Origin of the sequence: Methanocorpusculum petauri, assembly GCF_026891975.1 — an archaeon.
Lineage (GTDB): Archaea > Halobacteriota > Methanomicrobia > Methanomicrobiales > Methanocorpusculaceae > Methanocorpusculum > Methanocorpusculum petauri.
The window spans coordinates 17,332-37,432 of sequence record NZ_JAPTGB010000015.1; the positions used below are offsets into that span (position 1 = coordinate 17,332).

The 20,101-nt window shown below is 50.4% G+C and carries 22 protein-coding genes; 8 read left to right on the top strand and 14 right to left on the bottom strand.

Annotated features, from left to right (window positions below):
* The 6 genes from ilvC to O0S10_RS07435 all read right to left on the bottom strand — a co-directional run bounded on the left by ilvC (window position 1) and on the right by O0S10_RS07435 (window position 6,839).
* Window positions 1-996, bottom strand: a complete 996-nt coding sequence (gene ilvC / locus O0S10_RS07410) for a ketol-acid reductoisomerase (protein WP_268925250.1) — start codon at window positions 994-996, stop codon at window positions 1-3.
* Window positions 997-1,006: 10 nt separating this feature from the next.
* Window positions 1,007-1,495, bottom strand: a complete 489-nt coding sequence (gene ilvN / locus O0S10_RS07415; RefSeq protein WP_268925251.1) for an acetolactate synthase small subunit — start codon at window positions 1,493-1,495, stop codon at window positions 1,007-1,009.
* 3 nt (window positions 1,496-1,498) lie between these two features.
* Entirely contained in the window at window positions 1,499-3,160 is a 1,662-nt protein-coding gene (gene ilvB, locus O0S10_RS07420) for a biosynthetic-type acetolactate synthase large subunit (RefSeq protein WP_268925252.1), read from the bottom strand.
* Window positions 3,161-3,367: 207 nt separating this feature from the next.
* On the bottom strand, window positions 3,368-4,543 hold the full coding sequence (locus O0S10_RS07425) for an ATP-binding protein (RefSeq protein ID WP_268925253.1): 1,176 nt from the start codon (window positions 4,541-4,543) through the stop codon (window positions 3,368-3,370).
* Between the two features lie 151 nt (window positions 4,544-4,694).
* Window positions 4,695-5,456: a TrmB family transcriptional regulator gene (locus O0S10_RS07430; RefSeq protein ID WP_268925254.1), complete on the bottom strand. Its 762-nt coding sequence runs from the start codon at window positions 5,454-5,456 to the stop codon at window positions 4,695-4,697.
* Entirely contained in the window at window positions 5,457-6,839 is a 1,383-nt protein-coding gene (locus tag O0S10_RS07435; RefSeq protein WP_268925255.1) for an MATE family efflux transporter, read from the bottom strand. It abuts the gene before it with no gap.
* 185 nt (window positions 6,840-7,024) lie between these two features.
* On the opposite strand from O0S10_RS07435, the gene O0S10_RS07440 reads away from it, so the two are divergent.
* Together O0S10_RS07440 and O0S10_RS07445 are read left to right on the top strand one after the other, a co-directional pair.
* A complete protein-coding gene (locus O0S10_RS07440) occupies window positions 7,025-8,209 on the top strand; it encodes an MFS transporter (protein ID WP_268925256.1) in 1,185 nt (394 codons plus the stop codon).
* A 136-nt stretch (window positions 8,210-8,345) separates the two neighbouring features.
* Window positions 8,346-9,017, top strand: coding sequence for a metallophosphoesterase family protein (locus O0S10_RS07445; RefSeq protein ID WP_268925257.1), 672 nt, complete (start codon window positions 8,346-8,348; stop codon window positions 9,015-9,017).
* Window positions 9,018-9,053: 36 nt separating this feature from the next.
* Here the strand turns inward: O0S10_RS07445 and cyaB are convergent, their stop codons facing one another.
* Window positions 9,054-9,623: a class IV adenylate cyclase gene (gene cyaB / locus O0S10_RS07450; protein ID WP_268925258.1), complete on the bottom strand. Its 570-nt coding sequence runs from the start codon at window positions 9,621-9,623 to the stop codon at window positions 9,054-9,056.
* A 396-nt stretch (window positions 9,624-10,019) separates the two neighbouring features.
* Here cyaB and O0S10_RS07455 point away from each other — a divergent pair, with 396 nt between their 5' ends.
* The 4 genes from O0S10_RS07455 to O0S10_RS07470 all read left to right on the top strand — a co-directional run bounded on the left by O0S10_RS07455 (window position 10,020) and on the right by O0S10_RS07470 (window position 12,582).
* Window positions 10,020-10,727 carry an FKBP-type peptidyl-prolyl cis-trans isomerase gene (locus O0S10_RS07455; RefSeq protein WP_268925259.1) on the top strand — a complete coding sequence of 236 codons (708 nt, stop codon included), beginning with the start codon at window positions 10,020-10,022 and terminating at the stop codon, window positions 10,725-10,727.
* A gap of 291 nt (window positions 10,728-11,018) precedes the next feature.
* A complete protein-coding gene (locus tag O0S10_RS07460) occupies window positions 11,019-11,489 on the top strand; it encodes a hypothetical protein (RefSeq protein WP_268925260.1) in 471 nt (156 codons plus the stop codon).
* A 43-nt stretch (window positions 11,490-11,532) separates the two neighbouring features.
* Entirely contained in the window at window positions 11,533-12,348 is an 816-nt protein-coding gene (locus O0S10_RS07465) for a winged helix-turn-helix transcriptional regulator (RefSeq protein ID WP_268925261.1), read from the top strand.
* 57 nt (window positions 12,349-12,405) lie between these two features.
* Window positions 12,406-12,582: a hypothetical protein gene (locus O0S10_RS07470; RefSeq protein WP_268925262.1), complete on the top strand. Its 177-nt coding sequence runs from the start codon at window positions 12,406-12,408 to the stop codon at window positions 12,580-12,582.
* A 259-nt stretch (window positions 12,583-12,841) separates the two neighbouring features.
* Here O0S10_RS07470 and feoB read toward each other — a convergent pair whose 3' ends face one another.
* Window positions 12,842-14,821: a ferrous iron transport protein B gene (gene feoB / locus O0S10_RS07475; protein WP_268925263.1), complete on the bottom strand. Its 1,980-nt coding sequence runs from the start codon at window positions 14,819-14,821 to the stop codon at window positions 12,842-12,844.
* Window positions 14,818-15,267: a FeoA family protein gene (locus O0S10_RS07480; RefSeq protein WP_268925264.1), complete on the bottom strand. Its 450-nt coding sequence runs from the start codon at window positions 15,265-15,267 to the stop codon at window positions 14,818-14,820. Before O0S10_RS07480 ends, feoB begins: the two co-directional genes overlap by 4 nt.
* 177 nt (window positions 15,268-15,444) lie before the next feature.
* On the opposite strand from O0S10_RS07480, the gene O0S10_RS07485 reads away from it, so the two are divergent.
* The gene (locus O0S10_RS07485; RefSeq protein ID WP_268925265.1) at window positions 15,445-15,894 is read left to right on the top strand and encodes a metal-dependent transcriptional regulator; all 450 of its coding nucleotides are present in this window, start codon (window positions 15,445-15,447) and stop codon (window positions 15,892-15,894) included.
* 135 nt (window positions 15,895-16,029) lie between these two features.
* On the opposite strand, the gene O0S10_RS07490 is transcribed toward O0S10_RS07485, so the two are convergent.
* The gene (locus O0S10_RS07490) at window positions 16,030-16,716 is read right to left on the bottom strand and encodes a small multi-drug export protein (RefSeq protein ID WP_268925266.1); all 687 of its coding nucleotides are present in this window, start codon (window positions 16,714-16,716) and stop codon (window positions 16,030-16,032) included.
* Between the two features lie 22 nt (window positions 16,717-16,738).
* On the bottom strand, window positions 16,739-17,494 hold the full coding sequence (locus O0S10_RS07495; protein ID WP_268925267.1) for a small multi-drug export protein: 756 nt from the start codon (window positions 17,492-17,494) through the stop codon (window positions 16,739-16,741).
* Window positions 17,495-17,609: 115 nt separating this feature from the next.
* Between O0S10_RS07495 and O0S10_RS07500 the strand changes: the two genes are divergently transcribed.
* Window positions 17,610-18,095 (top strand): GNAT family N-acetyltransferase, encoded by a 486-nt coding sequence (locus tag O0S10_RS07500; RefSeq protein WP_268925268.1) that lies wholly within the window; start codon window positions 17,610-17,612, stop codon window positions 18,093-18,095.
* Between the two features lie 43 nt (window positions 18,096-18,138).
* Here the strand turns inward: O0S10_RS07500 and O0S10_RS07505 are convergent, their stop codons facing one another.
* The 3 genes from O0S10_RS07505 to O0S10_RS07515 form a co-directional block, all read right to left on the bottom strand.
* A complete protein-coding gene (locus O0S10_RS07505; RefSeq protein ID WP_268925269.1) occupies window positions 18,139-18,519 on the bottom strand; it encodes a bactofilin family protein in 381 nt (126 codons plus the stop codon).
* A 97-nt stretch (window positions 18,520-18,616) separates the two neighbouring features.
* Window positions 18,617-19,477 (bottom strand): geranylgeranylglycerol-phosphate geranylgeranyltransferase, encoded by an 861-nt coding sequence (locus O0S10_RS07510; RefSeq protein WP_268925270.1) that lies wholly within the window; start codon window positions 19,475-19,477, stop codon window positions 18,617-18,619.
* A gap of 45 nt (window positions 19,478-19,522) precedes the next feature.
* Entirely contained in the window at window positions 19,523-20,101 is a 579-nt protein-coding gene (locus tag O0S10_RS07515) for a hypothetical protein (RefSeq protein ID WP_268925271.1), read from the bottom strand.

A 20,101-nucleotide genomic window follows, 5' to 3' on the forward strand; every position in this document is an offset into this window, starting at 1 on the left:
TCACTTCTTTAACCAGCACATCATCTTCCGGAGTTTTGCTCCGACCTTCTCCACCTGATGCTCTGATTCAAGCTGACGGGTGGCCAGGAATTTCGCACGGCGGCCTGCACGGTTTTCGGTGATCCATTCACTCGCGAATGTTCCGTCCTGAATTTCGCGGAGGACTTTTTCCATTTCTTTTCTGGTGTCTTCGGTGATGATTCTCCTGCCGGTACGGTAGTCGCCGTACTCGGCGGTGTCAGAGATCGAGTAGCGCATAAACGAAAATCCGCCGGAGTTGATCAGATCAACGATGAGTTTCATCTCGTGCACGCACTCGAAGTATGCCATCTCGGGTGCATAGCCTGCTTTTACCAGCGTATCAAATCCGGCCTTCATGAGTTCGGTCACACCGCCGCAGAGTACCGCCTGTTCACCGAAGAGATCGGTTTCGGTTTCTTCACGGAAGGTGGTCTCGATGATTCCTGCCCTGCCTGCACCGATACCGCAGGCGTAGGCAAGCGCATATTCGCGGGCTTTGCCGGATGCATCCTGATGAACGGCGATTAAACTTGGCACACCGCGGCCTTCCTGATACTGGCTGCGGACGGTGTGTCCGGGTCCTTTGGGGGCGACCATGATCACATCAACGCCTGCAGGAGGGGTTATCTGTTTGAAATGGATGTTGAATCCGTGGGCAAACATCAGTACGTTGCCTTCAGAAAGGTTCGGGGCGATTTGGGATGCATAGATGTCCGCCTGCTGTTCGTCGGGGACGAGCATCATGATAAGGTCAGCTGCTTTTGCTGCGTCTGCAACTTCCATGACGCTGAGCCCTGCGTCCTCGGCTTTTTTCCAGGATGCGGAGGTGTTTCTGAGACCTACGACAACGTTTACTCCGCTGTCGTGGAGGTTCTGTGCATGTGCGTGTCCCTGACTGCCGTAGCCGATCACGGCTACGGTTTTGTTGTCAAGCAGGCTTAAGTTGCAGTCTGTGTCGTAGTACATTGTTACCATTGTATTCACCTTATTTTTGTATTCCGCGTTCCAGAGCAGTGATGCCCGTGCGGCACATCTCAACGATGTCGTATTCTTTAATCACTTCAAGAAATGCGTCGATTTTTGTCGGCGCCCCGGTTAGTTCTACAATCATGCTGTCGACCGAAAGGTCGACAATGGCTGCGCCGTAGATTTCGGCAACTTCCCGGATTGCACTGCGTTTGCTCTCGTTTGCGGCAAGTTTGACCAGCAGGAGTTCACGCAGGAGGGATCGGTTCTCGTTGAGGGCGAATATATCACGGGTTTCAACGAGTTTTCGGGTCTGGCTGATGATCTGACTGATGACCGTTTCGTCTCCGGAAACAACAATGGTGATGCGCGATATGTGCGGGTCGTTTGTTGCAGAGACGGTGAGCGAGTCAATGTTGTAGCCGCGTCTGCCAAAGAGGCTGGAGACACGGGCGAGAACTCCGGAGTGGTTGTCGACGAGGACGGAGAGTACTTCTTTTTTTTCCATGGTTTACTCTGTGATCATGTCCTCGATGGTTCCGCCGGCGGGAATCATGGGCAGGACTTTTTCGTCTTTGTCTATCATGCATTCGATCCAGACCGGTTTGTTTTCGGCGATTGCGTTGGCAAATGCTTTTTCAAATTCCTGCGGAGTGGTTACACGGACGCCGGAGAGGCCGAAACCTTCGGCGACTTTGGCGAAGTCGGTTTTACGGTCCGGCGAAGTGCTGGAGTATCTGCCGCCGTAGAAAACGGTCTGCCACTGGCGCACCATACCAAGAACGGTGTTGTTCATGATGACGGTAATGATTGGCAGGTTGTAGCTGGCAACGGTGCAGGCTTCGTTGAGGTTCATGTGGAAGCTGCCGTCGCCGGTGATGTGGATTACGTGCCGGTCCGGGTGGGCAATTTTCGCGCCGATGGCTGCTCCGTAGCCAAAGCCCATGGTGCCAAGTCCGCCGCTTGTCAGAAATGACCGGGGCTTGGAACGTCTGCAGTACTGGGCAGCCCACATCTGATGCTGACCGACGTCGGTGACGAAGATGGCGTCATCACCTGCAAGCCGGGAGATGGTATGGATTACCTGATGCGGTTTGAGGGTGGTCTCGCTGTCTTGTGGTACGTAGTCGGTTTTTTGCCATTCAGCAATCTGATTCCGCCATTCGGTATGTTCTGCTGCGGGAATCATGGGCAGCAGTCTGGTAAGGATTTGGGCCACGTCGCCTATGAGGCTGTGGCCTGCGGGAACGTTTTTGCTGATTTCGCTTGGATCGATGTCGATGTGGATGATGGTTGCGTGTCCGGCGAATTTTTTGGTGTTGAGGGCTACCCGGTCACTGAACCGGGTGCCGACTGCAATGACGACGTCTGATTCGTCAATGGCTTTGTTGGTGGTGAAGCAGCCGTGCATGCCGATCATACCGAGGTTGAGAGGGTCATTATCTGCAAGGACACCGGTTCCCATGATAGTGTGGCAGGCCGGGATGTTTGCGGTGCGGATGAGGTCCGTGAGTTTGTCGGATGCTCCGCTGCTGATGACACCGCCGCCGAAGTAGATGATCGGACGTTTTGCGTTGTTGATGATCTCGGCAGCATGCCAGATGTCCTCTTCTGCAGGCAGGGGAGGTTCTGGAATTTCAACCGGACCGAGTCGTTCAAACTCGGTTTTTGCTGCGGTGACATCTTTGGGGATATCAACGAGTACCGGCCCGCACCGGCCGGTACGGGCGATTCTGAATGCGTCCCGGAGGGTGTCTGCAAGTTGTGAGACGTCCCGCACTACGAAGTTGTGTTTGGTGATGGGCATGGTGATTCCGGCAATATACACTTCCTGGAAACTGTCACGCCCGATCAAACTGGTTCCAACATTGCCGGTTAGTGCAACGAGGGGGATACTGTCCATGTATGCGGTAGCAATTCCTGTAACGAGGTTGGTTGCTCCGGGCCCGGATGTTGCAAGTACGACGCCGGTTTTGCCGGTTGCGCGTGCATATCCGTCAGCCGCGTGAGAGGCTCCTTCCTCGTGGGCTGTCATGATGTGACGGATTTTGTCACGATATTCGTAGAGTGCATCGTAGATGTTGAGAACTGCTCCTCCGGGATAACCGAAGATAGTGGTGGCTCCCTGTTCGATAAGAACTTCTGCGATGATCTCTGCACCAGTTAGTAACATGTTTTTTCCACTGTTCCGAGGAGGACGCAGTGTCCTTTCGGTGTTTCTTCTTTAACGCGAGATTGTCACGGCGTTAATTCTTATAGGTACTTGTCTTTTTGTAGAAATAGCTTTGGAAGGGAGTACCAATAGGTTCATATCCTTTCTGATTTTTCGGGAAAAAGCGGGTGTTTTGCTGATGTTTTCGTTGCCGTCACGGGGCAGAGGTCAGAGAGTGTTTGCGGCGAGAAGTTCGATGTACTGTTTTGCGGCACGCGGGGTTCTGCCTCCGGCGCGAAGAGCGTACATTTCTGCTCCGGCGTGGAGCTGGTCTTCCTGGATGGATATTTCATATTCGCGGGCGAGTGAGTCAACAATCTCAAGGTATGCATCGGTTCCCGGTTTCTGGAAGGTAATGATGATGCCGAATCGTGCGGAGAGACTGATGGTTTCTTCGAGGGTATCGTTTCGGTGGATGTCATCGCCTTCACGGCTGCTGAATGTTTCCTTCATGAGGTGGCGGCGGTTGCTGGTTGCGTAGACAACGATATTTTTGGTACGGGCGGCGGCGCTTCCTTCGAGGATTGCTTTCAGGGAAGCAAACTCGTTGTCGGTTTCGGTGAAGGTGAGGTCGTCGATGAAGAGGATGAATTTAAGGGGGTTTTTCGCAAGCTGTTCGATGATCGAGGGGATGAGGTGGAGCTGGGATTTTTTGATTTCAATGAGCCGCAGACCGCAGGCAGCATATTCGTTCGCAATTGCTTTGATGGTGGAACTTTTGCCGGTACCTGCGTCGCCGTAGAGGAGAACGTTTACGCTTGGTTTTCCTGCAAGGAGTGCCTCGGTATTTGCGATGATTTTCCGGCGCTCTGCAGTGTATCCGTAGAGGTCGGAGAGTTTCTGCGGGTCGGGGTGCTGGAGGGGAGTGATGATCTCGTTTCTGATGATAAAGACATGATGGGCTGCAAATATTCCGTAACCGGTTGTATGAATGGTGGCCATTCTCTCTGCGTATCCGCGGGTAAGGTCGATCTCTTTCGTCTGCCAGGAGGGGAGACAGCCGCGGCAGGTTCCTTTGAGGTCGGCAGGGGTGAGGCGGCTGAGTGTTTCCAAGGCGCGGAGTTCAGCATGAAGAGTGTCTGCAATTACGGCAGGAATGGTTTTTTCTTCGGCAACGAGCCGGACGTAGATGTTGTCATCTTCATAAACGGTTGTTTGGATGTACTCGCTGAGGTTGTCGGTATGGCGGTAAAGTTCAGCAACGAACGCGGCGTACCGGTCAAGGAACCGCGTGGTGTCGGTGTGATCATCGTCAAGGAGGGCAAGGAGTTTCTGATAGACCGGCAGATGAAGGAGGCTGCGGAACAGTACAAGGCTGTGGAGGAGATGGGCAGGAGGTGTCATGGCTGGTGTGTTATGGTTAGGTTTCCGGTGATACGGGAAATAGGTTTTGGCGTACGTGAGGAAGGGACACTAACGTCTGCCTCCCGCGAATCGTAAGCCTGAGGACTTACCCGCTGTGAAAAAATCCTCCCCGCATTTTTTCAAAAAAAATTTATGATTTCCCGGATCGGATCGGCCGAATCTCATTTAAAATACAGTGATAGAGGTAACCGGAGAACAGATCATTCGAGAGAAACACACCCTCCAGCATCCCGTTCTCCTCCACCACCGATAAAGAATCCTGCCGGTCGGCATAAATAGCAATCTTTCGCAAAAGACTCCTGCCGTCGTGGACAGGCGGGCAGAACATCCCGTGTTCAATATCCCGGCCTCCGAGGTAGCATCGTATCCCGAGATGTTCTGCAAGCTCCGGTGTTCTGACAATAACATAGAGGGCAATCCGCTTGTCAAGCTTTTCCAGATCGGACGCATACCTCTTCAGAAAATCCGCATCATCACAGATGACCAGCATCTCCGACCGGACACGCCGGAACATCAGATGTACCTGCGAATCAATCGCCCACTGACTCCTCAGTTCATATGCCTGCAGAAGCCGCTCCGGGCGATCGCGTTCCAAACCTGTCAGATACTCGGTCAGATCATTCAGGGAATCCATCGTATCCTTTTTGATCTGATCAAACGTCCGCGACACATCGCAGACACGATAGCGGGCGGGAGAACCGCCCGTCGATACAACAAAATGCTTCTCCACTAAAGCATTCAGTGTCTCATACACCCGTCCCCGGGGGATCTGGGTAAACTCATGAATTTCCCGGGCACTCGCCACCTGTAGTCCGAACAGTGCCGAGTACACCTTTGCCTCGTACTCGCTCATGCCGAACTTTTTCAGGCGGAGAACCAGATCTTCATCCATCTATGCAGACTCTCCACCGAGATCCAGCTTCTTTCTCTTCCAGTCTCCTTTGCGGTAGAAGTAGTAGTCACAGATGCACATAATAACCGAACCACAGACGATTGCATACCAGATGTACTGAATTGGATAGCCCAGATAGGCGAACAGTGCGGAAAGCGCAACCTGCGTACAGATCTGTCCGGCGATCGCCGAGTACATGCCGGGCCGCGTCATGCCTGCACCGTTCATTGCAAATCCGAGTGTCATTGCAACAGCGATGATGAAGTAGGAGAACGGAATGATATGCATAAAGAGCACGCCGTCAACAAGGGCTTCTCCCTCCGCACCGAAGAATGCCAGCAGCATCTCAGCGTTCAGATAGTAGAAGACTGCAACAATCGCCATAAAGATTGCATTGATAACAACCGCATACTTGACCGACAGTTCCGCACGCTCAACTTTTCCCGCACCAAGATTCTGGCCGACCATGACCGCGATTGCCGTACAGAATCCCATCACAATAATAAGTCCCAGCATATCCAGACGAATCGAGATACCGTATGCAGCAACAGCTGCCGTTCCGTAAAAGATGGTGATGATCGATGTCATCATCAGGAATCCGAAACTCCGCACACCACTCTGGACAGCACTCGGAATTGCAATCAGCACGATATCCTTGATGAGCTGCGGTTCAAACGTCCATCTGTTCGGCAGCCTGACGGGGCTGTTTTTGAATGACGGAAGAAGATAGATAACGCCAAGCAGCAGCAGAATACCTGCGGCACGCGAGAGGATGGATGCGTACGCCGATCCTGCAATGCCAAACGCCGGAAAACCTCCGAGACCCTGAATCAGGGTCGGATTCAGAATGATATTGACGATGTTTACGGCAATCATTGCATACATTGGTGTTCGGGAATCACCGCTGCTCTGAAATGCCGTAACAAGGGTCATCAGAATGACCATGACAAAGAGACCCATGAGCATCGGACGCAGGAACTTCGTTCCTTCGGCAAGTGCTCCCGGATCTGCTCCAAGGAGGAGAAGGAGTTCTTCAGACCAGAAGAATCCAATAACAGCAATTATTGCGGAGATGATTAATGCCAGATACAGCGCATGTGCAAGAATTACCTGAATCCGTTCATATCGTTGCGAACCATATGCCCGCGATATGAATGCGGCAGTGGCGGTGACTATACCGAACAGCACGGTGGTTAAGACCATGATGATCGAGATGCTCATCGTTCCGCCCGCAATCGCATCCTGACCAAGGTGGCCGATGAAGTACATGTCCACAACTTCAAGGACACTTTGAAGGATGTTGCTGATAATGATTGGGAGGGCGATGATGAGGAGGGCTTTTGTGATATTTCCCTCAGTGACAATATTCTCCCTATCGGCCATAAGATTGTACACGTAGTGCTTTGAAGGTAATAAGCGTAGTGTTCATTCACATCAGAGGGAAGTTCATTTTTCAGATACTGCACTTTTCTGGAGACATACTATGGTATCAGAAATGATATCGGAAGATGGTGCTCCTACACACAGGTGCACCACGTATTTATGGAGTCTGACATGAATGAATAGAGATGAAAAATACATTTGTCCCCACGAAATGGACACTGGTATTCCTGCTTCTTGCAGCCATGCTTACGCTGATGGGAGGAGCGGCGGTTGCTCCGGCACTGCCTCTGATAAGCGAGGTGTTTTCCGACGCACCGGAATTTTTAATCTCCATGATCATTACCCTGCCGTCGCTCGCGGTTGCCTGCACGGGATATCTGATCGGTATCGCCTGTGATAAATTCGGCAGACGCCAGGTTCTGTTATTCTCTCTTGTGGTCTTTGCCGTTGCCGGTTCCGCAGGATTTTATCTGGATTCTCTCTGGGCAATTCTGGTGAGCCGGGTTATTCTTGGTGTTGGTATTGCCGGTCTGACAACGGCAACAACGGCACTCATTACTGAATACTATACAGGTGCTTCACGGGTGAAGGTACTTGGGTATCAGTCAGCAGCAATGGGTATCGGTGTCCTGATTCTGGAGACGGGCGGCGGAAGTCTTGCAGAGATCTCGTGGCGCGAGCCGTTCCTGATCTATCTGGTTGCGTTTGTGATTATCATCGGTGTTCTCTTCGCAGTAAAAGAGCCGGTCAGCGAGCCGAGGAGGTCACACCGTGACAACTCGGTGAAGCTGAATATGAAGGTGCTTCTGCCGATCTATGTTTCCATCTTTATCGGAATGGCGATTACATTTCTGATGCCGACGAAACTTCCGTACCTGATTGCGCAGGTCGGCAGTGTGTCCCTGACAGGGATAGGGCTGATGCTTGGTCTGATGGGATGCTGTTCGGCGCTGGCCGGAATTTTCTACGGCCGGATTGCCGCACGGATGCTGCGGATGCAGGTGATGTTCCTTTGTTTCTTTGCAGTTGGATTGGGATGTTGTCTGCTGGGCTTTGCAGCTTCGGTCGGTGCAGTAGCTCTTGCGGTGATTTTTACCGGATTCGGACAGGGAGCACTGATTCCGACGATTGTAAACTGGATCTCCAATGAGGCGCCGGTTCATGCGATGGGGAAGGCAACGGGAATTTTCTCAATGGCCCTGAACTTCGGGCAGTTTGCCTCTTCTATTGTAGTTATTCCGGTTCTGGTAATGGTAGGAACATACAGTAATCTGTTCCTGGTAACCGGCGTGTTCGGATTGCTGGTAGCATGTGTGTATGCGGTTGCCTGGATGCGGGAACGGCGGGCAGCAACACAGGTTGCCCGGTAATTTTTTTGGAAACGGAAAACGATCCAGAAATCCCACAACAGTTCTTTTTTCCTCACCACTTATGTTCCCTGCAAATATTCCTGAAAGGGACGGGTTCTCTGAAACTTCATAACCTCAGCCGTGAAATATAGTATTTATGACCGATATTGTCTTTATTACCGATGTACACGGAAAGTATGAGGTAATCCCCAAAATATTCGAGGAGGAGGAGCCGGACTATGTTCTGATCGGCGGAGACCTGACGGATTTCGGACCGCTTGACGGAGTGATCCCGGCACTTGAGGAGATTCCTGCTCCGACATTCGTTGTTCCCGGTAACTGTGATCCAAAGGAGATTATTCAGGTGATCGAGGCCTCGGACGCGATCTCGCTGCATAAGAAGAGTATTGATCTCGGCAGCATTACGATAACGGGTCTCGGCGGGTCGAACACAACACCCTTTGATACGCTGTTTGAGATGTCTGAGGAGGAGATTGCGGCAGCTCTGTCGGAGGTTCTTGCAAAGACGAAGAAAAACCGGTGGAATCTCCTGGTAACGCATGCACCGCCGCAGGGTGCCCTGGACGGGATCGGTGAGGATGGTTCAATGCATGTCGGTTCTGCGTCCGTTGCGGCGGTGGTCCGTGAGTTTGATATTATCTGCTGCGGACATATTCATGAGCAGAAGGGCATTGCAGAGTTCGAGCGGCGTATCTGTGTGAATCCCGGACCGGCTTCAGAAGGAAATTATGCGGTGATCACGTTTACCGATGAGGATGAACCAACGATTGAACTGCGGAATGTAAACGAGAGAGAAGAAGTGGAGTAAAACTTTCCCTGAATTTTTTTTACAAATCAAAAAGAATTATTGCGCCGTGCTTTTTGCACGGACGTCAAGCAGAATTTCAAGATAGGATTTCGTGAGCCGCTCACCGGTGATGCCGGCCATGGCTGCAACGTTTTCAATAGCGGTGACTGCTTCATCTTCGGTGAGGGAGAAGTCAGCTTCGATCTCGGAGAAGGTTCCAACTTCTGCGACGTTGTCAAGTGTGACGATGGCTTTTTCGCACTGATAGATCTCGCGGTGTTTGATGACTTCGGCGGTTTTTTTGAAGTTCAGCCGTTCAAGGATGACAGCAAGCTGTTCGCCCGAGGAGATGTCAACAATGATCTCTTCGCGGGCTTTGAATCCCTCACGGCCGACCTTGGGGCCTTTGTAGGTGACGTTTGGCGGCATGATTTTGCCGCAGGTCTGGTTTCTGGTGTAGCGGACACGGAGGGCTTCGTCGGTTACGGCGAAGTCTTTGTGGGGAGCGTTGTAGTAGATGTCGTGCTCATCCTGTTCGGCGATGAGTGCAGCGCCGTTTTTTTTGAGATTTTCCCGGATGGGTTCAAGTGCGGGAACTTTTACTTTAATCTCGATCTCCAGTGCCATGATGTATAATTACTCGAACGTGAGGGAATATAAGGGTAGAGGATTGTCCGTGAACGTTGGTTTGAGAGGTGTCCCGTGCGGTGAGGTGCAGATGTAACATGTTCTGTTCAGAGAGTATCGCAGCAGGGAAAAACCGATTTTGCGCCAAAATCCGTGTTCATAATGTCTGATTGAATTATTCGGGATTCGTTATCTTTGGTTACTTCACGCAAAAGTCCACGGGGTCTTCACCTTCGTGGGATGTTTTACGTGCATAGCACGCGGACAACCAAAACCAAAGTATTTTTATTCAGATATTGTTGACCCTGCAATTCGAGATTATTCAGACTATCGGGGCAACGCCGGAAAATCACAAACTCTCTTAATGTATGAATGCGCATAGTATAGGGAATTCGTATGGCTATTGAAAATGGCAACTATATTAAACTCAGCTACACCGGTTCCGTGAACGGTGCACCGTTCGATACGACGGATGCTGAGGAGGCAAAGAAGGCAGGAATTTTCCGCGAGAATGCAATGTACGGCCCGGTTGTGGTTAAGGTCGGTGCAGGCCACGTTCTTCCGGGTGTGGACGAGGATCTTGCCGGAAAGGAGATTGGCCAGGAGTACACGGTTGTTGTTCCGGCAGAGAAAGCATTCGGCGAGCACAAGAAGGATGAGCTGAAGGCTGTTGACAAGAAGGCACTGCCGCAGAAGGTTTCCATGCTTGACCGCGTGACGGTTGAGGGACGTGAGGGTGTTGTGGTGAACAAGGTCGGCAACCGTTATCTCGTGGATTTCAACCACCCGCTTGCAGGCCAGGAGGTCACCTATGTGTACAAGATCGAGGAAATGGTCGAAGACCCGATCGCAAAGCTTGCAGGAACGATCCGCCTCTTTACCGGACGCGAGATGAAGGTCAGCAATGCGCACAAGAACTTTATCTCCGTTGAGGTTCCGCCGATGATGGCAATGTACAACCAGAACTGGATGATGACCGAGTACATGATCACACAGGAGGCGTTCGGCCTGTTCCCGGAGATCGAATCGGTCAAGTTCGTTGAGACCTTCCCCCGTCCGAATCTCAAGGTCGATGAACCGGCTGAAGAGAAGAAGGAAGAATAATACTGATATAACCGCCGGGGTTCCGGCACATTTTTTTCTTTTCCCTGAAATTTTTGCAGAGTCTGATGTTTTATTTATAGTATATAAATATATTGAGCGCGAATTAGGTTTTGTCAGACATATACAGAGGATTCGGAAAATAACGGGCAAACATGCGGGTACATTGAATAAATGGGAAACAGATAATAAATACGAGTTGATGCGTGGTATTGCGAGGCGTCATTTCGGAATACCTAAACCTAATTTTGGCTCAAATGTATTATAACAGGTGAGCGAGAACAAACTTATTGTATGAAGAAACAGTGTGTTGTGGTTTTTGCGATCTTCTGTGTGATCGCATTCTGTATGGCTCCGGCTGCCGCGTCAGCGGGAGACTCTGAAAAGAAAATCAGTGATAACATTATGGTCTCCCCACTGGTACTCCCGATTTATGAGACAAAATCCTCTCTGACCGGAGCTATTGTATCCGGACAGACAAAAACATACACCTATGTTGTTCCGTCCGGGGACACACAAATGGATGTCCAGTTATCATGGAAATCATCCTCGAATAGTCTTGCGCTCCTCTTAACCAGTCCAAGCGGGAGAACCTATGGAGAATATAATGACAACTACGAATCCTCAACACCAAACGCACGGATTCCCGTCCATCTGGAAGCGGCAAGTGGAACACTGCCAAGCGGCACCTGGACGATCAGTGTCAGCGGAAAGAGTGTGAGTGGATCGGAATCATTTACTCTGGTGGTAAATACCTATAACTAAAATGGAAACTATGGGAAAAATTTTCTTGTATTCTCTTTTTTTCATGATCTGTCTGAGTGGAATAAGCGGGGCGGATACTCCAAATGACGCTCTGTATTATCCGGGAGATAATCTGATCATATCTCCGGGATCAGACACTATTATCAGCGATAATACCTGTCCGCCGATTACGGAAATTATGGGCATCATACCACTAATGGATCAACTACGTCTCTCCATGATCTCTCTATACAGCCGTATAATTGATTTTCCTTCCGTACTCGTCACAGAAAGTGTTACCATTTTCTTTATTCTTCTTGGTGGAGGTGCCCTCACCTTCCTTGTCAACCGCTGGAAAGTCCCCGAGGACCCCGAATCCCGCCCAGCGATTCTCTACAACACCATCAAAGAACATCCGGGGGCAACTCTTTCCGAACTGCAGAAGCTCACCGGTCACTCACGCGGATCTGTCACCGCCAATCTTCATCGTCTGGACATGACCGCAAAGATCCAGAAAAGCGTACGCGACGGCAGGACCCGCTACTACATAGCCAGCATACCGGAGGACGAGATCAAAGGGTTTCTGCGTAAAGTTGCCTCACGGGAAAAGTCGCAGAAGATCTTTGAAGCCATCATCAGCACACCCGGAATATCCCAGAAGGAACTCCATGAAACAACAGGAATTCCCAAGACAACACTCCAGTGGCATCTTACACAACTCGCAAGATATGAAGCGATCAAAAGGACGCGTGACGGAAACACCGTTCACTACAGCGCAATTCCGGACTACATTCTCCTCTACAATCATATTCTTGAAGACGGAAAACAGAACAGGAAAACGATCGAAAGACAGGAACCAAACAACAACAGCGATACATAACTAACTTTTTTTCCATAATTTCTTTCACTACAGAAAATATCTTTATTACGCAAAAGATTGTTCAGACAATCAGGAACGCTCCCGGCAACAACGCATCAGTCGCATCTCACACAACATGCAAAGTACGAAGCAATCAAAAACACCATCTCCTACAACGTGCTCCCCAAATACATCCGGCTCTACCACAGTCTCACCAAACAAAAAGAGAACGAAAATCCTGACGACAATGTATAATCAGGAAAACATCCTCCAGCAGATGTAAAGATTCGAATCAAACGAAGTTGTCAGACGCAAAACAACAAAAAAATAAACTTACTTTTTCAAAGGAGAGTGACGGGCCACCTCCTTACAGTGGCAGCATCCTCCCTTCTTTTTCCCGGATTTCGAACAACCGCAGCAGCATGAACCATGGGAAAGATTTCGTCTGATCATGATCGCAAAGAAGAGAACGATCCCGATTGCAACCAGAACAAACAGTGCTGTCCAGACAGGATCACCCGAATCCAAGAAGAATCCCCCCCTGATAAACAATAAAGGAAACAATCCATGCAACAACGCACATCAGTACGGCAGCCCCTGCAGCAAACTTCCAGGAAGTCTCCTGTTTGACCGTCAGCATTGCCGCAAGACAGGGCATATAGAGAAGTACGAACACCATCAGTGAGTACGCCGACAACGGGGTAAACACACCCGCCAGGGTACTGCCGAGCATCTCCTCGCCAACACCAAAGAGTGTTCCAAAAGAGGCCACAACCGTCTCTTTCGCCAGGAGACCCATAAGGACGGCAACCGCAGCCTCCGGAATACCCCAGCCGAGCGGAGCAAAGATCGGCGCAATAGCCGAACCAATCATGCCAATGACAGACTCCGAAGACCCGTACTCAACACCGTAGGGAAGAGTTGCAAGCAGCCAGATCAAAAGAACTGCCGGGAAAATGATAAGTCCCGCCTTTCTCAGGAACAGACCGCCGTGTTCGAGAGCATGGATAATCACACCTTTCACCGTCGGAATGCGATAAGGCGGCATCTCAATTACAAAGGATGACGACTCGCCTTTCATCACCGTCTTCTGCAGAATAAGACCCACGATCAGTGCAACAATAATCCCCAGCAGGTAAATTGAAAACATCACAAGACCCTGAATCTGCGGAGCAAAGAACGCACCGACCAGCAGAATAAACACCGGAAGCCGTGCAGAACAGGACATGTACGGTGTCATCAGAACCGTCAGTTTGCGTTCCCGTTCCGTCTCCAGCGTACGGGCAGCCATAACTGCCGGAACACTGCATCCAAACCCAAGAATCATCGGAATGAATGATTTTCCGTGCAGACCAATCTTGTGCATAATCCTGTCCATAATTACTGCAACACGCGCCAGATATCCGGAATCCTCAAGGATTGCCAGGAGCAGGAACAACAGCAGAATGTTTGGCAGGAAGACCACTACTGACCCGACACCTCCGATCACACCATCACAAATAAACGAAACAGCCCAGTCAGGCATGCCGGAACCCAGCGACTCACTCACAAACGCAGCAGCATCCCCGAAAACGGTTTCAATCAGATCCATGAACGGGGTTGCAATCGTAAACACGATCTGGAACACCGCATACATCACAAGAAGGAATATCGGGAAACCCAGCCACTTATTGGTAACGAACCGATCAATACGTTCCGACTGATTCTTACCTCCGGAATCCTTGTGATAATGAACTGCATCGTGAAGAATACCTGCAATATAACCATACCGCTGATCAGCAAAGATTTCCTGTGTTGATGTCCCGAACATATCCGTCAGGTGTTTTCTGGTCGATTCAATCCGGGACTTTGCCGCAACAGGCATATCCTCTGCTGCACCGTGAATCAGACTCTGGATAATGTCCCAGCGCGTGTAATCCGGCAGTGCTTCCTCAAGTTCTGCCAGATGTTTCTCCACCTCATCTCCATAATGCGGAGGATGTGTTGAAGGCACAGCACCGCCAAGAATTTCCTTAATCAGCTGATCCTTACCGGTGTTGTCAATCGCCTCAATACGGACAACCGGAACACCCAGCATATCGGACAATTTCTTGGTATCAATAATGACACCTTCGGAATCTGCATATCTGTTCAGATTCAGAGCCACAATCATCGGAACGCCCAGCTCGATTAACTGCAGAGTCAGATACAGATTCCGTTCAAGATGGGCTGCGTCTACAATATTGACAACAACATCCGGTTTTTCCGTAAGCAGGTACTCAACGGCTATCTCCTCTTCAAGGGATCTGCTGCTCAGACTATAGGTGCCCGGAAGATCCACAATCTCAAGCGTTGTACCATCATATGTTGCCTTACCGTCCTTTCGCTCAATTGCAACAGTTTTTCCCGGCCAGTTGCCCACATGCTGGCGCATACCGGTTAGATTATTGAAAAGTGTCGTTTTGCCGCAGTTCGGGTTTCCGGCAAGGGCCACCACAATCCGTTTTTCACTCATGATATCAACTCCACCTGAATATTTTCTGCTTCATGGCGGCGGATAGCAAACTGACATCCGCGAACTGAGATCATCATCGGATCTCCAAGAGGAGCAGACCCGGTAATGCGGATGCTGCATCCCTTCGTCACACCCAGTTCAAGAAGACGGGATGTAATGCCAGTGTCAGGCCGGACTTCCGTAACCCGGACAGTGTGGCCAACAGGAACTGTATCAAGTGTCCAGACTCCGTCCTTTACCACAGAGATCTGTCCGGCTTCTGCTTTTCTCATCGCGATCTGACAACCGCGAATACGTACAAACATTGGATCCCCAAGCGGCGCTTTCCCGAGAACCGTCAGATGAGTTCCCCGGGTAACCCCCAGTTCAAGCAAACGTCTGGTAATCTCAGCACCGTGATGGAGTGATACTACCGTTGCCTGCGAACCACAAGGGATACAGTCCAATGCAATTGATTGAGATGTCGTTTGCATATACACATGTATCCTGTTAGGAGCGTATATCCAACCCCCTAACAACTTTTGGATTGCTCAGTATTGCCGAAGATGTTTCGGATTTTTTCAAAATATCCGAAAATTTCTAAAGCAAACGCTCATAATCTTGTATGAGAAATGATATGACACATGGATGCAATGCCACAGACAGCACACTGCAAACGCCTCACCATGAAAGAGGAGGATTACCTTGAGGCAATCCTCAACGTCTCAAGGGAGAAAGGTTATGCAAAAACCCGGGATGTTGCAGACGAGCTGGGGCTCTCACCGCCCTCGGTTGTGGAGATGTTTGCAAAACTCGATCGAAAAAAACTGGTTGTGTACCGAAAGTATGAGGGCGTTACACTTACGGATACAGGCAGAACCATAGCCGAGCAGATCAAGTACCGCCATGACGTGCTGGTCGGATTTCTCCGGCTAATTTCCGTCCCGGAAGATATTGCAACCAAGGATGCCTGTTTCATGGAACACGAACTCAACGCAGAAACAATTCAGAAAATAAAACAGTTCGTGGAGTATGTGGACATCTCGAAATCCGCACAGATAGAAATGAAGCGGTTCACTGAATCCTGCAAATAACTTTTTTGAAAAACGGGTGCACCCGTAAAGATTGTTTACTGACAGCCATTGTTCCGTTTTTACCCGTATTTCAGCCCGCAAACCGTATCTTCTGAGGAAGACGGGACGTTAGGGGCAGTATCCCCAAAAATTCGGCTACTCGCCCGATCCAAACCGTTTTTCCGTGTACCGCTGCCAGAGTTTCCAGCAGACAACAGCAGCCGCAATCACCAAAATCACGGCGATAATCGCATACAAAGGATTGGCAGCCCAGAGTTCAAGGACAGCGTGCATTCCGACCGCCATAGTCAGGGTCGCAAGAATACTGCCGACAAGCACAATCGTAAGAAGAGTCCTCGGGGGTACGGAGAGCAGTCGCCCCACAATCGTAGTGTTGATCGCACTCGAACCCATGAACGGGATGTACATAAACAGGAACAGACCGATAAGTGACAGACCCTTAATCCACAGATGCTTCTGGAGTACCTCGTTTGTTTTGGTGGTGAAGTAGCGGAGAAGGTGTCCGAGCAGCGGAATACGCAGCAGCAGATCAAAGTTGTACGCAATGATAATCGCAAGTACCATATCTCCGACAATAATGCCGACGGTAATCTGCCACCAGGAAATGCCGAACGCCATTGCAAGGGGAACAATACTTTCCTTCCCGAATCCGGGCATCATGTACAGTCCTAAAAATCCGATGAACTCATAAAAAATATTGAGCGGCATCGTCAAAAAGAAGAAGGAAAGCATCGCACCAAAAACTGCAAGAACGCCTCCCGTTGCAATGAGCCGTATGCGGAGGGTCGGCTGATAATAGGGCGATACCGTTTCTTCCGTCATGTGGGTTTTTACCTATTGGTGTTCATGGAAGAATATCTTCCTCATTCGAATCACACGAACACGCAGGATTTTCAGGAGAGAACCGTTGTGTGTATCTCCGCCACACCAGAACCGCGGCGATGATCACCGCGGCAATCACCAGAACCGCAAGCACGGCAAGCCAGGGATTGATCCGCCAGAGTTCAATGACCGCAGCAGCACCGAATGCAACCGACAGCGTAGAAAAAATACTGCCGACGGTTATGATCCAGAACACTGTCCGTGCCCGCATGCCAAACAGTCTGCCGAGAATGGTGGTATTGGTTGCGCCGGAACCCTGCAAAGGGATATACATGAAGATCAGGAGACCCAGATGCGACAGCTGTTCAATCCAGGGTTTTTTCTTGCGCACACTGTTTGCCCCGTCCATGAACCTGCGGATGAGGCCGCCGACAAACGGAATTTTCTCCAGAAGATCGAAGTTCAGGGCGATGAGAATGGAACTCATCATATCCATCAGGATAATGCCAAAGCAGATGATCCAGATCGGATACCCAAGACCGATGGCAATAGGAATAATAGACTCTTTGCCGAACGGCGGGATAAGATAGGCAATAAAGAGAGCGAACAGTGTCAGATACTCCTGACTCGGCTGGCCGATGATACCGGTTGCCGGCGGGTACACAAACCACATGGCAAAGAGAAAAACACCATAAACGGCAATGGGACCGCAGAGAAAAAGGATGCGGCGGAGAATAATCTTCGTCCATTCCTGTGCGCTGCGCCCCTCTTCAGCCATAACAAATACTTATATACATTGATTGGCGGCTATAAAGGGTTAATGGAAATGAATGAACCGAGCGGATCAAAGAATTTTCAACCCTGATAAATACCGGTGCAGCATATAGAAAACCATGGAGATCATCTGCAAACCCTATACCTCAGATGACAAAGCAGCGGTCACGGTTATCTGGAACGATATTGTCCGCGATGCAAACGCATTTCCCCAGGAGGTTCCCTTCACCAGTGAAGAGGGAGATGCATTTTTTCTCTCCCAGACGGCAACGGTTGTTGCATGTGCAGACGGGGAAGTTGCGGGATTTTATATTCTGCATGATAATAATGTCGGCCGCTGCTCCCACACGGCGAATGCCTCATACGGTGTTGCCAAAAAATTCCGCGGATATGGAGTGGGAAAAATTCTTGTTTCCGATTCACTTGCAAAAGCAAAAACGTGCGGCTATAAGGGCCTGCAGTACAATGCGGTGGTCAAGTCCAACTTCGGGGCGATCATGCTGTACCTCAAACTCGGCTTCAACATCATCGGAACAATTCCGGGAGGCTACCGGAAAGCCGACGGGACGTTTGAAGATCTGTTGATCTTCCACAAAAGTTTGTGAGACGAACGAAAAATTTTCAGCAAAATTTTTTTTGAAAAAAAAATTAATTGGTGATGACGCGGGTGTTTCTGCCCATCAGTTTCCCGCAGTGAATTTTTCCCATCACCAGAATATTTTCTCCGTGGACCTCATCGGAGACGATCCCCGGACGAAGCAGGACGTTGCCTTCCGATCGGATAACCCGGACCCGTGCCCCGTCGCACACGGTCAGTTGATCAGTTCCGGCATGCAGCTCCCCTTCCACCAGACACCCGCGGGAGATCACCGCACCGTTGCAGGTGATATTGCCACCGACTCTTGAACCGACACCCAGGGAAAGATGACCGGTCACGACAAGATCTTTCCAGAACTGGGTTTTTGGGGGTACAATGAAATCTCCGTCAATTTTAACCGATTCCTTGAAGTAGGATCCCGTTTCTGCCAAATAGGTCGTGTCCTTTACGAAAACTTTCATTGATTACCCCTGTTACGTATAATAACCTTCTTTCTCACGGTATTAATATGTTGTCCATCACGTTTTCTCACAAGAACGCCGCAATGATGCCGTGCCACAGTTCCATTGCAAGGAACAGGAAGAGTGCCGCAAACATGCCGTACTTAATCAGGCTCGTGGACCTTGCTGCGATCAGTTCCGCCGGTGTTTTGCAGCGGACAGATTTTGCTGCTGCATACAAAATGAAAAGATCAATTACCGCAATCAGGACAAGATACACCGCACCCCAGCGGGAGTACGGTAAAACGCTTGCCGCAACCGCACAGAGGATGAGGATGACCGCAAGGTATCCGCTTTTCTGTACGCCAAGAATCATCGGAAGTGTCGTTGCCCCGCCTGCCGCATCACCTTCGATGTCCTCTGCGGCCTTGAGAATTTCGCGGGCGAGTGTTCCAAAGAATGTGATGGCAAACAGCGGAAGGGTTACCGTAAACGACTCCGGACCGACAAGGACACCGCCGAAGAGGAATACACTGCCGGAGAGATAGGCAACCGAAAGGTTGCCGAACAGCGGCATTTTCTTCAGTTTTGCAGCATAGGCAATCAGCAGGAGTGAGTTGAACACGGCAATTGCAAGACACCAGAGGTTGGTGGCAAGGCTTGCAAGAATACCGAGAATGAACAGAATGCCTGCCCACACCGCGGCACTCCCGGGGGTGACGGCACCGGACGGAATCGGCCGGCCCGGGCGGTTGATTTTGTCAATCTCCCGGTCAAAGTAGTCGTTGAGCACATTTCCCGCGCCGCAGATCACGGTTACGATGAAGAACAGCAGAAACGCGGACAGCGGGTTCGTTCCCGATGCGATCAGATAGGCAATAACTGCGGTGATGCCGGAAACAACCGCGTTTGCCGGACGAATGATCGTAACGTAGGGCGAAAGGCTCATCTTGAAACTATTATTTGGCTACATGATGTAAAAAAGGGAGATGTCTCAGACCGCAGGGCTGAGATCATCGCCGCGGCGCAGGAACGGAATATAATACAGTTCATGACCGAGAACGGAGAAGGTGTACTCCAGTTCCTGCAGGGTGCCGGAGAGATCGATTTCGTGTTTGAGGAACAGGAACTCGGCATCCTTCTCCGCGGTCCGGGAGCTTTTCAGCGCAGGCATGTGAGGGATTCTGCGGAAGTCTGGAACTTCCGCAGCTTTCGGAAAGCTGCGGGTAAACTCAAGATTCCATCCGGCGGTTTTTCTCGGGAGCAGGTCTGCGGCACAGACATAGAAGCGGCAGGTTCCCCGCATCGGTTTTTTGGTGATGCGCAGGAATCCGCCGACGGTATCTTCATGCGTGACATCAACGTCCGCATCGATTCCCCAGAAAGGAAGATAGATGAGGTCTTTGTCCTCGCGATTCGGTGCAAGAATATGGGGGGATACCTCACCAACATCGCTGTCCAGAAACTCCATTGTTTTTCCGCAGGAAGTACAGAAGAGTACGAGGTCTGCCTCCTTTGCTTTCAGCGGTGCTCCGCAACTGCTGCATTTCAGACTTTTAACCATCATTGCCAT